Origin of the sequence: Limnobacter sp., assembly GCF_046297615.1 — a bacterium.
Classification (GTDB): domain Bacteria; phylum Pseudomonadota; class Gammaproteobacteria; order Burkholderiales; family Burkholderiaceae_B; genus Limnobacter.
Genome location: NZ_JBKBHM010000002.1, coordinates 652,369 through 665,022, shown reverse-complemented (window position 1 = coordinate 665,022; position 12,654 = coordinate 652,369). Strand labels below are relative to the sequence as shown.

Genomic DNA, 12,654 nt, shown 5'->3' with positions numbered 1-12,654 from the left:
GATTGCTATGGATCAAGCCAAGACATTGCGACATTTGCTGCGTCAACCGCAGGTCAGCATCCGACCGATTTTCGGGGATGTGACCGTGGATTATTCAGCCTGCATGGCCCGTTTTATCCAGGAACAACTTGACGGTTTGGGGCACACCTCAGTGATTGTGGACACCTCCACCCGTGGTTTGAACCAACTGGTTCCCCCCCGCAGTCGTGTGGACATGGCTGAATTTTTGCTGCGCCGCGCACCGCTCGAAGACCAGGTGATTGAAATGCAGCAAGGGCAGTGGTTGTTGCCCGCCCGCAAAGGCCTGGATGTGATGATGCGCGAGCCAAGTGCGGCACGCAGCTGGCTGGACCAGTGGCACCGCATGCCCGCCACTCTGGATGAGGTGTTAATCACCTTGCCCTACGAGGGTGTGGCAGTGGCCAGCGCGCTGGGTGTTCATCAGGATTGCTGCTGGTTGATCCAGCCTACGGCCGAATCAGTGACTCGGGCTTTCCACGCCTTGCGCACCGCCAGTGGGGTAGATACCGCAACAAGGCACCGTGTTATCGTGGCCGGAGTCAAACACACGGACGAGGCTGATCATGTGTTTGCCAACCTGCTGGAAAGCACGACAGGATTTTTGGTTGAACCACTTCAGTATGCGGGCCATTTGCCTGCGCTGAAACCGGGGCAACCTTTGAGTGAGATGAGCAGGGACATGCTGGCCGCAGGACGCCGGGTCGCCAAAACATTGTGCGCCCTTGAAGAGCAGATGGCAGCCAGTTAACTGACAGGACGAACAATCCATGTATACAGCCCAAGGAACACTAGACAAAACTCGGCAGGTCGACCAGTACATTCCGCTGGTGCGCAGGCTGGCTCACCACTTGATTGCCAAGTTGCCAGCCTCGGTGCAGATCGACGACTTGATTCAAGCGGGCCTGATCGGCCTGATGGACGCCATCTCCCGGTTTGAAGAAGGGCAGGGCGCCCAGTTTGAAACCTACGCCAGTCAGCGTATTCGTGGTGCGATGTTGGATGAACTTCGTCAGGCCGACTGGATGCCCCGTGGCGTGCGTCAGGCCCAGCGAAAAATTGAAAATGCCACGGCCAAAGCTGAACAGAAACTGGGCCGCACGGCCAGCGAAGCTGAGATTGCTGAAGTGTTGGGCATGCCCCTGTCTGAATACCAGGACCTGTTGTTCGAGTCGCGCGGTGCCCAACTGGTGTACTACGACGACTACGCCGAAGATGGCGATGGGGAAGGCTATCTCGACCGTCAAATGGGCGGTGACGAAGAAGCCAACCCGCTGGGCATGCTGGGCGACCAGCGGTTCCGGTCTGCCTTGATTGGCGCCATTGAAGATTTGCCCGAGCGGGAAAAGATGCTCATGGGCCTCTACTATGAACAAGAGCTGAACTTCAGGGAAATTGCGGCGGTGCTTGGGGTGACAGAATCCCGCGTGTGTCAGCTGCACACACAGGCCATTAACCGGCTGCGTGCCAAAATGCGCGAACATTGACGATTTGACAATTGTTGACTATTGTCGAAGTTGTTTGGCCTGCACGCTGGGCATTTTTTTGCGGGCTCGAATACACTGGGTAAAGATTAACCTTCGCGCTCAGGCCCACAGCCATGGTGACCAACCAGCCCGCATTTCGAGATCAGGACGCAGTCACCCACGACCGCACTCGTTTCGGTCGAACCTGGCTTGTGTTGCTGCTTACAGGTGTCATGCCTACGCTGCTGGTCGGCTTGGCAATGGCCTTCCACGATGCCACCCCCCAAAGCTGGGCCATGACCTTGGCATTGGCCAGTGTCGGTGCCATGGTCGTTGGTCTGTTCATCACCCGGCCCATCATCGACAGCATTTCCGGTTCTCGCGACGAAGCTATGGCCTCGGAGCGGCAATTGCGGCAACTCATGCAACTGTCTGGCGATTGGTATTGGCAACAGAACACCCGCCACGAACTGACTCGAATCATCCACAGGGGGCGAGATCAGGACTCCAACGATTCCCACGCCGAACTGCCGTTTCATGGCCTGGCCCGTTGGGAAGTCGAAGGCTTGCGTTTGGCTGACAGCCGGTACACCTGGGAATCCTTTCGCGCCTTGCTGGAACGTCACGAACCCTTCGACCGTGTGCTGTTTGACTATTGGCCGGAGGGGCGCAAGCGTGTGATCTTTGAGTCCACCGGGCGGCCACTGTTTTCCGACAACAGCGAGTTTTGCGGGTACATCGGTGTCTCCAGCGACCTCACACAGAAGCGCCTGAATGAAAAAATGCTCTCGCTGCAGCGCTCACTGTTGCAGGGCGTGTTGCTGTCGGCCCCTGTGCCAGAACTTTGCGCCTCCTACTCCAAAGGCCTGAAGAACTGCCTGACTGCCCATGCGGACGTGTTGCTGGGTTACCGTGAACACGCTGGTTTGCCCCGCTGGCGCATTCGCGGCACCAACCCGGCGCTGCACCTGTCCTTGGACAAAGGCAGCCAGTTCTGGGCCAACCCGGATCAGTTTTGTGGGCCCATCGAGGGCCACGAGCAACATGGCCTGGTGTGGCTTGGGCAGATCAAACCGGAACATTATTTCGACCCTTCTTGGTCCACGTCCATGGGTTACAGCACGATTTGGGTCGCCATACGCAAAGCGGTGGAACCCAATCAGCCTGAGTATTGGATGATGATTGCCCAGAAAGGGCCGGTGCCTGTGGTCGATGACGATGTACTCAGGGTGCTGACCGCCATCCGCTTGTTGGGTTTGTGTGTGGAACGCCGGGTGTTTGAGGATGACCTGCAAACCTTGAATGCCACGCTGGAGCAGCGCATTGAAGCGCGAACTGCTGAGCTTCAGCGCAGCAATTCTGAGCTGGAGGCCTTCACTTACACCGTGTCGCACGACCTTCGAGCGCCACTTCGGGCCATCGACGGTTTTTCCAGCATTTTGCGGGAAGACTTTGCAGCCCAACTGCCCGAAGACGCCAACCGACTTTTGGACCGGATCAGCAACAACGCCCGGCAGATGGGTGGTCTGATTGATGGCTTGCTGGATTTTTCACGCCTGTTACGAACCGATGTGGCTTTAGTGCCTGTGAACTTTGCCCAACTGGTGGAGCAAGTGCTGGAGCAACTGGACGCGCAAGCCCGTGCCACAGTGATTGTTCCGGCATTGCCTGTGGTCAAGGCTGACCCGGTATTGATCCGCCAAGTCTGGATGAACCTGGTGGACAACGCCTTGAAGTTCTCCGCCAAAGTGGGCTCACCCACAGTCACCATCGAATATGAGCGGTTGGGTGCCATCCACCGCTTCAAAGTGCGCGACAATGGGGCTGGTTTTGACATGAAATATGCGGACAAGCTGTTCAATGTGTTTGAGCGTCTGCATCACAAACAGGATTTTGATGGCACCGGTGTTGGGCTTGCAATCGTCAAACGCATCATTGATCGTCATGGTGGCCAGATTGTGGCCCGTGGCTGTCCGGGTGAGGGTGCCGAGTTTGAATTCACTTTGCCGGTCGAGGCAAATGTTCCAGAAGGAAAGGAATAAACCCCATGGTTGATGTGGTGTTGGTGGATGACAATGCCAATGACGCAGACCTCGCCTTGCGCGTGGTTCGGAAAACCTCGGCCAATTCCAGCACTGTGTTGCTGGAGGACGGTGAGCGTGCGATTGAATACTTCAAGAAGTTACTGGATGAGCATCCGGGCGATCAAACTGCGTTGAACCTGCCCAAACTGCTGCTGCTGGATTTGAAGTTGCCCAAGCTGGATGGCTTGGAGGTGCTGCGTTTTCTTCGCGACAACGCCAACTTCAACACCATGCCGGTGGTGATGCTGTCGTCGTCTCGGGAAATCAGCGATGTGCGCAGGGCTTATGAGTTGGGTGTGAATAGTTTTGCGGTCAAACCCGTGCAGTTTGACCAATACCTCACCCGAATTTCATCTTTGGTCAGCTACTGGCTGACCATCAACGAATTACCGCGCGGGGCATAGGGTTGGCCGCTGGGCCAGTGTTGCTCAGGCTGCCTTTCGGACCATAAGTGGTGGCAGTGCCGGGTACCTGTTCGGCCACAGCCGCGGCGGTCAAAATGGCGATGCGCTCCTGAAGGCCCGCCAACTGTTCGGTGACTAACTCACCATTGTTAGTGTTTAAGCGCTGAGCTTGCTGCAGCGTGGTGCGCAGGGTGGAGTAGGTGCCCTGCAGCTTGGGTTCGAACACCACCAACTGGTCAATCCACAAGGCCAAACCATCCAGCGAAGGTTCAAAGCCGTGCTGATGCGCCAAGTGGGCATTGGCCTTGAATCGTTTTTCAAGGTCCAGCATCAAGCCTTCCTTGTTCAAGGCCAACTCGGCGAGGCGGTCGGTTTCCAGTTTGACCAGGCAGGCCTGCTCTTCAAACAGCACGTCCACCAAGGCCATGGCCAGGTCGCATTCAACAGCCAGTTGGCTGTACAACTGGCGGGCCAGGTCAATCTGAGTCATGGTCTTGCTCCCGTTCAAGGCTTACTGGTCGCCCAGCATTTCACGGGCACTGCGAATCACGCCATCGGCCACGGCTTCGGCATTGACTTCAAACGTGCCATTGCGAATGGCCTGTTGAATCTCAGCCACCTTCTTGGTGTCAAAAGGGGCTTGAGGGGCGCTCAGCTCACCAAACTGCTTGGACAGTTTGGCCACTTCGCTGTCCTGGCTGCTGCCGGTGACTGAAGTGCTGCCTTCTGTCTTGCTGCCACCTTTCGGTTTGGTCAGGTTATCCAGTTGGCCCGGTTCGAATTTACCGTTTATTTTCATGATTTCCTCCGCTGAAGGCAGAGCCTTGATTGAATCCATGTTCCTTTAACGGACATGGTGCCATTAACTTTAACGAAATCTTCCAACAAACTGCTACTCATTTCCGGCCGTTCCACCCAATCGGGGCTAAAGCCCTAAATCAGCAGTTCAACCACCATGGCGTCTTTCACCACGGCTTGAATCACTTTGCCCTGAGGCATGCGGATTCTCAAGGTTTGTCCCAATTCAGCCTCTTCAAGCGCCACGGCCTGCCCGCCAATTGAAAACCCGGAACCCTGAATCAGCACTTTGACAGTGTCTCCCTGCCGGATCAAGGCTTGCCCTTTGAGCAAGTCTGGCCGAAGCACCAGCCCCGGGTTCAGGCTGCGTGTGGCTGTTTTCTGGTTCAGGTGGGCCAGTTCACTGACCCAACCGCCTTTGAGGGTGGTCAAGTCCATGGCCTGTACCTGTACATCATCGGCAGTGACGGGCTGGCCTTGAGAAACAGGCTTTTTAACCACCAGCACCGGGGCTGTCACGCGGAAGTCGACGGCCACAAAAAATCCGGGGGTGTCTGTGCCCACGCAGGACACACGCAAGAAAGTGCGCCCCCAAAGTTTCTGCTGGGTCGTATTGGCCAACAAGGGGGCAGGGCAGGCTTCAGCCCCAAGCCGCTTGTCTTCTTTGACCAGGCTCACATGCACCAGACTGCCGGGCGGCAGGTCGTCCACTGGCAACAAGTCAGCCAAGCGTTCAGGGGTGACCCAACTGCCACTGACCGGCAGCGGGCCCGCCGCATTCGCTGAGCGGGCACCCAGTACCATCACCAACACAGTGACGGCCAGCACCAATGCGGTCAGCACCCATTTGAGCATGGGCTGCCGGCAGGGGGCCGTGCGGTGTTTGGTGGGTTGATCACACATCATCGAAATTTACCCTCAAGTTTCGTCAGGGTCTGTCGTTAACTCGACATGACGAATCACTCTATCCTCCACAGCAGTGTAGGGTGGGGGCACGTCCGTCTACTCCACAAATAGAGGCCACTTTGTGACCTTTCTCCTGCATTTGACTGGACAGTCGCACAGGAATAATGACTTCATCCCGCCACAGGTGAATGAGGTGTTGACATGCTGGATCGATTGACGGACTCCATGGAGTTCTCGGCCACAGCCCTGAAGCTCAGGGCCAAGCGCCAGGAGGTATTGACCTCCAACATCACCAATGCAGACACCCCGAATTACAAAGCCGTGGACATGGATTTCCGCAAGGCCCTGGTGCAAGCCACCGGTGCCGGTGATGCCAATGCCACAGCCAACCCCGCCACGCTGAAAACCACCCACGCTGGCCATATGGCCTCGCCCATGGGTTCGGGTTTGTCCACGCAGGGTTTACTGCAGTTCCGCCGTGGCAACAACGCGGCCGTCGACAACAACTCGGTGGACTTGGACCGCGAACGCGCCGCATTCGCCGAAAACACCGTGAAGTATGAGGCAGCCCTGCGAAACATCAATGGCCGAATTTCCAGCCTGAAACAGGCCATGGGCTCCGGTAACCAATAAAGGCGCTTGAGCCCACCACTCAGGAGAACGACAGATGTCCATGTTCAATGCATTCAAGCTGGCGGGCAGTGCCATGCAAGTGCAAACGCAGCGGCTCAACACCGTGGCCAGCAACATCGCCAACGTTGACACCGCTGCCAGCGACCCCAAATCGGTTTACCAGGCCCGCAAGGTGGTGTTTGAAGCGGTGCTTCAACAGTCGACCCCCGGCAATGCCGCGCTGGCTGAGGATGTGAAAGTCAAGGAAGTGGTCACCGACAAGACTGACCCCAAGAAAATGTTTGACCCCAAACACCCCATGGCCGACGACGACGGCTATGTGTACATGCCCAATGTGAATGCGGTTGAGGAGATGGTGGACATGCTGTCTGCCTCGCGCAGCTACCAGACCAACGCGGAGGTCATGAACACCGCCAAATCCCTCATGTTGAAAACCCTCAACATGGGCAACCAGTAAGGAGTGCACTGAACCATGGCCATTACCACCAATTCGGTGAACAGCACCGCAGCGTCCAGCAGCTCAAGCACTGCCAAAAAAAATGACAACAGCCCTGAAGCCATTCAGGAGCGTTTCATGACTCTGCTGGTGGCCCAGTTGAAAAACCAGGACCCCATGGCCCCCATGGACAATGCGCAGGTGACCAGCCAAATGGCGCAGTTGAACACGGTCACCGGCATCAACAAACTGAATGATTCGATGTCTTCCATGGCCTCATCCTTCACTGCGACGCAAACTGCGCAGGCCGTGACCATGTTGGGCCGAACCATCCTGACCGAAGGCGATGACCTGGCTTTGGCCAATGGCCAAGCCACCGGTTCCGTGGAATTCAAGCAATCGGCCGACACAGTCAAGATCAGCATCTTGAACAGCAAGGGCGAAACCGTGCGCACGCTGGACATGGGGCCCCAATCCAAAGGCACCGCCGAGTTCACTTGGGATGGCAAAGGCGACTCTGGCAGCACCTTGCCCGCCGGCAACTACACCTTCAAGGTGGATGCGATTGCCGCAGGCCAGGCCGCCGAGGTGGTGCCGCTGAGCAAGGCGGTGGTTCAAGGCGTGCGAAACGCCGGTGCCGAGGGCACCAAGTTGCTGACCAATTTGGGCACGGAAGTGGCCTTCTCCAACATCAAGCAAGTGTTCTGAACGGACACAACCCACGAATTTTTGAGTGAATCAAGGAGCTCAACATGGCAATTGCAGGCGGAACATTTCAACAGGGTCTCAGTGGACTGAACGCAGCACAGCGCGGTCTCGAAGTCATCGCCAACAACGTGTCCAACGCCAGTGTGGTTGGTTTCAAAGGGTCTGACGCTGAATTCGCCGACGTGTTTGCACGTGCATTCAATGGCTCTGGTTCCACCAATGGTATCGGCTTGGGTACAAGCCTGTCGTCGGTGACCCAGAACTTCAAACAAGGCAACATCAACGTCACTGGCAACCCGCTGGACCTGGCCATCAACGGCAATGGCTTTTTCAAAGTGGCCAGTACAGCCGGTGAAATGGTGTACACCCGCAACGGTCAGTTCAACTTGGACAAAGACGGTTTCATCGTCAACTCCAAAGGCGACAAACTGCAGGGCTTCCCGATTGACGCCACAACAGGCCGCGTGTCGGACGTGTCTCAGAACCTGGCCATTTCACAGGCCAGCATTCCACCGTCGCCCACCCGTGGCTCCAGCCTAGAAGTAAACCTGGACGCGCGCGCCACACCGATTGCCGCGGCAGTGCCTTTTGATCCAGCCAACCTGAACACGTACAACAACTCCACTGCCTTGACGGTGTATGACGAGTTGGGCCAGTCCCACATCATGAGCATTTACCTGCGCAAAGAAAGCGGCAACACCTGGAGTGCTTACGCCACTGTGGACGGCACTCAAGTGGATGTGGGCGTTGCACCCGTGACCCCCACCGTGGCGCCTGCCCAAGCCGCCGCCGGTTCACTGGTGTTCGGTGTGGACGGGCAACTGACCACACCGGCCAATGCCCAATTCACCGTCGATTTGTCGCGTTTTGTCACCGCCACTGGAACACCGTTTTCCTCCACCGGCACAGGCCCCAACAGCTACACCTTCGACATGAGCAAAGCCACCCAGTACGGCAGTTCATTCTCGGTTCAGAACCTGGGGCAAGACGGTTACACCGCGTCGCCTTTTGCGGGTTACAACATTGGCCCTAACGGCACACTCACCATCAGTTATGCCAACGGCAAGCTGGTGGATGTGGCCCGCGTAGGCCTGTACAAATTCACCAACCCTGAGGCCCTGCAGCCGGTGGGTGCCAACGGTTGGTTGGCCACACAGCAGGCCGGTGCAGAGCTGGTGTCGCTCAGTGACGACTCCGCATTTGGACTGATTCAGGCCGGTGCCTTGGAAGAGTCCAACGTGGACCTGACGGCCGAGTTGGTGGCCATGATTTCCGCGCAGCGTGTGTACCAGGCCAACTCCCAGAGTATTAAAACCCAGGACTCGCTGTTGCAGACCATCACCAACCTGCGTTGATGATGATCGACGGTTTGAAACCAATCCACTGAACAGGCTGAACACCCGATGGACAAACTGGTATATCTGGCCGCGCAAGCGGCCAAGGGCACCATGGCCCGGCAGGACAACATTGCCAACAACCTGGCCAATGTCAACACACCGGGTTTTCGCCAACAGCTTATGGCCTTTCAGGCGGCGCCTGTCATGGGTGAGGGCAGCGGTACACGCGCTTTTGCCACTGAAACCTCGGTGGGGTATGACACCACACCGGGGCAGATTCAGGCCACTGGCCGCGATCTGGATGTGGCTGTTCAGGGCAAGGGCTGGTTTGCAGTCACCGCACCCAACGGCACCGAGGCTTACACCCGCAATGGCTCGTTTGAAATAGACGCCACAGGCAACTTGGTTACCCAAGAGGGCTACGCGGTGATTGGCACCGCAGGCCCCATCAATGTACCGCCGAACCACAGGGTGTCCTTCGAGGCGGATGGCACAGTGTCCGCCATTCCGCTGACGGGCGAACCCACCGTCGTGAATCTTGGTCAATTGAAATTGGTGGATGCCGAGGACACGCCGATGGTTCGCAGCGACGATGGGCTGTTCCGCGCCAAAAACGGGCAGGAACTCGAGGACAACCCCGAAGTACGAATTGCAGGGGGCTTCATTGAAGGCAGCAATGTGAACGCTGTGGACATGATGGTTCAAATGATCGCAGCCGCACGCCAATACGAAACCCAAATGAAAATGATCAGCACTGCGCAGGAGAACGACCGCGCAGCCAACAGCCTGTACGGCATGAATTAAGGAGAATCCGCCATGATGCGTTCCCTGTGGATTGCGAAAACCGGGCTGGACGCCCAGCAAACCAACCTGGATGTCATTTCCAACAACCTGGCCAACACGTCAACCAACGGGTTCAAGCGTTCCCGGGCTGTGTTTGAAGACCTGCTGTATCAAACCCTGCGTCAGCCCGGCGCCCAAACCACCGAGCAAACTCAAGTGCCTTCTGGCCTGCAGGTGGGTACCGGTGTGAAGCCCGTGTCCACCGTGCGCAATTTCGCGCAGGGCAATTTGCAGCAAACCGGCAACAACCTTGACATGGCCATCAATGGTCAAGGATTTTTTCAGGTTCAAATGCCCGATGGCACAACCTCCTACACCCGCGATGGCAGCTTTCAGCTGGATGCCAATGGCACTTTGGTGACTTCCAATGGATTTCCCATCATCGGCCCCATCACCGTGCCACCGGGCGCGCAGGACATTTCTGTGTCGCAGGACGGCACCGTGTCCGCCATCGTGGCTGGCCAGGTGGCGCCTCAGCAGTTGGGTCAAATTCAATTGGCCACCTTCGTGAACCCGGCCGGTCTGTTCAGCCGTGGCCAAAACCTGTATCAGGAAACAGCGGCTTCAGGTGCACCAACCCAGGCGGTGGCGGGCACCAATGGCACAGGTCTGGTTTCTCAGGGTTATGTGGAAACCTCCAACGTGAATGTGGTGGAAGAGCTGGTCGGCTTGATTCAGGCCCAACGGGCGTACGAAATCAACTCCAAGTCAATCTCCACATCTGACCAGATGTTGGCTCGCTTATCGCAGCTTTGATCCTGAAGGGGCGTTGAGATACTGACGATATCGAATGGGAGAAAATCCATGCGCACATGGTCAGTTATCGGTTTAACGGCAGCGCTCAGCATTTCTTTAGGGGGCTGCGCGATGTTTAACCCCAAAGTGGACATGCCCGAGCAAACCTCGGTGCGTCCACTGCCGCCCCAAGAGGCTTCCGCAGTACCCACTGGCAGCCTTTACAGTGTCGCCACGTACCGCCCGCTGTTTGAAGACCAGCGTGCGCGCCTGATCGGTGACACCTTGACCATTCAGATCACCGAGCAAATCAACGCCGAGCAGACCAACAGCAAGTCGGCGTCGCGTTCCGATGACGTCAGTTTGCAACTGCCGGGCATTCCGGGTCTGCTTTTCGGTCAGGCCGACCTCAAGCCCATCGACAAATCCGCCAGCAGCAGCAAGGATTTCTCAGGTTCAGGCCAAACCAAGGCCGCCAACACCCTGACAGGCACCATCACGGTGACTGTGAGTGAAGTGCTGCCCAACGGCAACCTGCGGGTGATTGGTGAAAAGCAGATTGGCACCAACCGCGAGGTGGAAACCATTCGGTTTTCTGGTGTGGTCAATCCACGGAATATTCTGCCCGGTAATGTGGTGCCCAGCACCCGGGTGGCTGATGCACGCATTGAATACAAAGGCCAGGGCGCCATTGATGCTGCCACCACCATGGGCTGGTTGAGCCGGTTCTTCCTGACCGTGCTGCCCTTCTAAGGAATCCCTGACATGTTCAAGTTTCGTTACTCCGCATTGTTGGCCTTGCTGGCTGTGGTCAGCAATATGGCCATGCCCTTGACGGCCAATGCGCAAACCCGAATTCGTGACCTGACTACCGTGCAGGGCGTGCGCTCCAACCCGGTGTTTGGCTATGGCTTGGTGGTTGGGTTGGATGGCACTGGCGACCAAACCACACAAACCCCATTCACCACACAAAGTATTCAATCCATGCTGCAGCAAAATGGCGTGAATCTTCCGCCCGTCAACATGCAGCTGAAAAACGTGGCCGCAGTGATGGTATCGGCGAACTTGCCAGCTTTTGCACAGCCGGGCCAGTCCATCGACATCACGGTGTCGTCCATCGGCAATGCCAAAAGCCTTCGCGGTGGCATGTTGCTGCTCACACCACTCAAAGGTGCGGATGGGCAGGTTTATGCCTTGGCCCAAGGGCAGTTGATTGTGGGTGGAGCCGGTGCCTCGGCGGGTGGTTCAAAAACCCAGATCAATCACCTGTCCTCTGGCCGAATTCCCAACGGTGCGCTGGTTGAAAAGGCCGTGCCCACGCCATTCCTGCTGGGCGAAAACCTGCAACTGGAATTGAACAGCACCGACTTCTCCAATGCCAGCCGTGTGGCCGATGTCATCAACCGCAGCTTTGGCCAAACCCTGGCGCAGGCCTTGGATGGCCGAATCATTCAAGTGCGTGCCCCGTCAGCACCGAATGACCGTGTCGCCTTTTTGTCCAAGGTGCAGGAACTGGCCATCGACAAAGCTGTGGGTACAGCCAAGGTCATTGTGAATGCCCGAACCGGCAGCGTGGTCATGAACCAGGCCGTGATGCTGGAAAACTGCGCAGTCGCCCATGGCAATTTGACTGTGAAGATCACCAGCACCCCGGTCATTTCCCAGCCTGCACCGTTCTCGCAGGGCCAAACCGTGGTCACTCAGGAATCGGACATTCAAATTTCCCAGTCCGGCGGTGAATTGATCAACCTCAAAGGTGCTGCGCAGTTGTCTGATGTCGTCAAAGCCTTGAACACCTTGGGCGCCACGCCTCAGGATTTGATCTCCATTCTGCAAGCCATGCAATCGGCCGGCAGCCTGAAAGCGGAAATCGAGGTGATTTGATGGACATGCGCTTGCCTGCCAGCACCAGCACTGACCAAGGCCTGTCGCTGGATTCCCGCAATCTCGAAGGCCTGAAGAAAGGGGCACGGGCCAAGGCAGGCACCGAAGAATACAACGACGCCATCAACAAAGTGGCGGTGCAGTTTGAGTCGGTGTTCCTGCAGATGGCCCTCAAAAGCATGCGTGAAGCGTTGCCTGAGGGCGGTTTGTTTTCGGACAGCAGCACAAAAATGTACCAGTCCATGTACGACCAGGAAATTGTTCAGCACCTGTCCGGCAAAGGCCTTGGCCTTGCGCAAGAGATTGCACGTCAGCTCAAGCAGCAGTCGGGCTTGACCCCCCAGAATGGTCAACCCTCAACTTTGGGAAAACAGGACCGTTAACCCGTTGAGGACATCGAAG

General features: G+C 57.0%; 16 protein-coding genes. 13 read left to right on the top strand and 3 right to left on the bottom strand.

What is annotated here, in order from left to right; translation table 11 throughout:
* Positions 1 to 7: 7 nt before the first annotated feature.
* The 4 genes from ACK4FF_RS07090 to ACK4FF_RS07075 all read left to right on the top strand — a co-directional run bounded on the left by ACK4FF_RS07090 (position 8) and on the right by ACK4FF_RS07075 (position 3,972).
* A complete protein-coding gene (locus tag ACK4FF_RS07090; protein ID WP_409706502.1) occupies positions 8 to 769 on the top strand; it encodes a MinD/ParA family protein in 762 nt (253 codons plus the stop codon).
* A gap of 19 nt (positions 770 to 788) precedes the next feature.
* Complete coding sequence (locus tag ACK4FF_RS07085) at positions 789 to 1,505, top strand: RNA polymerase sigma factor FliA (RefSeq protein WP_409706498.1); 717 nt, start codon at positions 789 to 791, stop codon at positions 1,503 to 1,505.
* 113 nt (positions 1,506 to 1,618) lie between these two features.
* Positions 1,619 to 3,526 carry an ATP-binding protein gene (locus ACK4FF_RS07080; RefSeq protein ID WP_409706495.1) on the top strand — a complete coding sequence of 636 codons (1,908 nt, stop codon included), beginning with the start codon at positions 1,619 to 1,621 and terminating at the stop codon, positions 3,524 to 3,526.
* A gap of 5 nt (positions 3,527 to 3,531) precedes the next feature.
* Complete coding sequence (locus ACK4FF_RS07075) at positions 3,532 to 3,972, top strand: response regulator (protein ID WP_409706492.1); 441 nt, start codon at positions 3,532 to 3,534, stop codon at positions 3,970 to 3,972.
* Here the strand turns inward: ACK4FF_RS07075 and ACK4FF_RS07070 are convergent.
* From ACK4FF_RS07070 to flgA, 3 genes are all read right to left on the bottom strand, one after another.
* Complete coding sequence (locus ACK4FF_RS07070; protein WP_409706489.1) at positions 3,947 to 4,462, bottom strand: flagella synthesis protein FlgN; 516 nt, start codon at positions 4,460 to 4,462, stop codon at positions 3,947 to 3,949. The genes ACK4FF_RS07075 and ACK4FF_RS07070 overlap by 26 nt on opposite strands.
* Before the next feature lie 21 nt (positions 4,463 to 4,483).
* Complete coding sequence (gene flgM, locus ACK4FF_RS07065; protein ID WP_409706486.1) at positions 4,484 to 4,771, bottom strand: flagellar biosynthesis anti-sigma factor FlgM; 288 nt, start codon at positions 4,769 to 4,771, stop codon at positions 4,484 to 4,486.
* A 134-nt stretch (positions 4,772 to 4,905) separates the two neighbouring features.
* Positions 4,906 to 5,676 (bottom strand): flagellar basal body P-ring formation chaperone FlgA, encoded by a 771-nt coding sequence (gene flgA, locus ACK4FF_RS07060; RefSeq protein ID WP_409706483.1) that lies wholly within the window; start codon positions 5,674 to 5,676, stop codon positions 4,906 to 4,908.
* A gap of 201 nt (positions 5,677 to 5,877) precedes the next feature.
* On the opposite strand from flgA, the gene flgB reads away from it, so the two are divergent.
* Genes flgB through ACK4FF_RS07015 form a run of 9 tightly spaced genes read left to right on the top strand, consistent with a single transcriptional unit; the run spans position 5,878 to position 12,635 of the window.
* On the top strand, positions 5,878 to 6,309 hold the full coding sequence (flgB, locus tag ACK4FF_RS07055; RefSeq protein ID WP_409706480.1) for a flagellar basal body rod protein FlgB: 432 nt from the start codon (positions 5,878 to 5,880) through the stop codon (positions 6,307 to 6,309).
* Positions 6,310 to 6,343: 34 nt separating this feature from the next.
* A complete protein-coding gene (gene flgC / locus ACK4FF_RS07050; protein WP_409706477.1) occupies positions 6,344 to 6,766 on the top strand; it encodes a flagellar basal body rod protein FlgC in 423 nt (140 codons plus the stop codon).
* Positions 6,767 to 6,781: 15 nt separating this feature from the next.
* A complete protein-coding gene (locus ACK4FF_RS07045) occupies positions 6,782 to 7,453 on the top strand; it encodes a flagellar hook assembly protein FlgD (protein ID WP_409706474.1) in 672 nt (223 codons plus the stop codon).
* 44 nt (positions 7,454 to 7,497) lie between these two features.
* Positions 7,498 to 8,808, top strand: a complete 1,311-nt coding sequence (flgE, locus tag ACK4FF_RS07040) for a flagellar hook protein FlgE (protein WP_409706471.1) — start codon at positions 7,498 to 7,500, stop codon at positions 8,806 to 8,808.
* A gap of 48 nt (positions 8,809 to 8,856) precedes the next feature.
* Complete coding sequence (flgF, locus tag ACK4FF_RS07035) at positions 8,857 to 9,594, top strand: flagellar basal-body rod protein FlgF (protein WP_409706468.1); 738 nt, start codon at positions 8,857 to 8,859, stop codon at positions 9,592 to 9,594.
* A 12-nt stretch (positions 9,595 to 9,606) separates the two neighbouring features.
* A complete protein-coding gene (flgG, locus tag ACK4FF_RS07030; protein ID WP_409706465.1) occupies positions 9,607 to 10,389 on the top strand; it encodes a flagellar basal-body rod protein FlgG in 783 nt (260 codons plus the stop codon).
* Positions 10,390 to 10,437: 48 nt separating this feature from the next.
* Positions 10,438 to 11,121, top strand: coding sequence for a flagellar basal body L-ring protein FlgH (locus ACK4FF_RS07025; protein ID WP_409706462.1), 684 nt, complete (start codon positions 10,438 to 10,440; stop codon positions 11,119 to 11,121).
* Positions 11,122 to 11,133: 12 nt separating this feature from the next.
* Positions 11,134 to 12,252: a flagellar basal body P-ring protein FlgI gene (locus ACK4FF_RS07020; protein WP_409706459.1), complete on the top strand. Its 1,119-nt coding sequence runs from the start codon at positions 11,134 to 11,136 to the stop codon at positions 12,250 to 12,252.
* Positions 12,252 to 12,635: a rod-binding protein gene (locus tag ACK4FF_RS07015; protein ID WP_409706456.1), complete on the top strand. Its 384-nt coding sequence runs from the start codon at positions 12,252 to 12,254 to the stop codon at positions 12,633 to 12,635. Before ACK4FF_RS07020 ends, ACK4FF_RS07015 begins: the two co-directional genes overlap by 1 nt.
* The last annotated feature ends 19 nt before the right edge of the window (positions 12,636 to 12,654 follow it).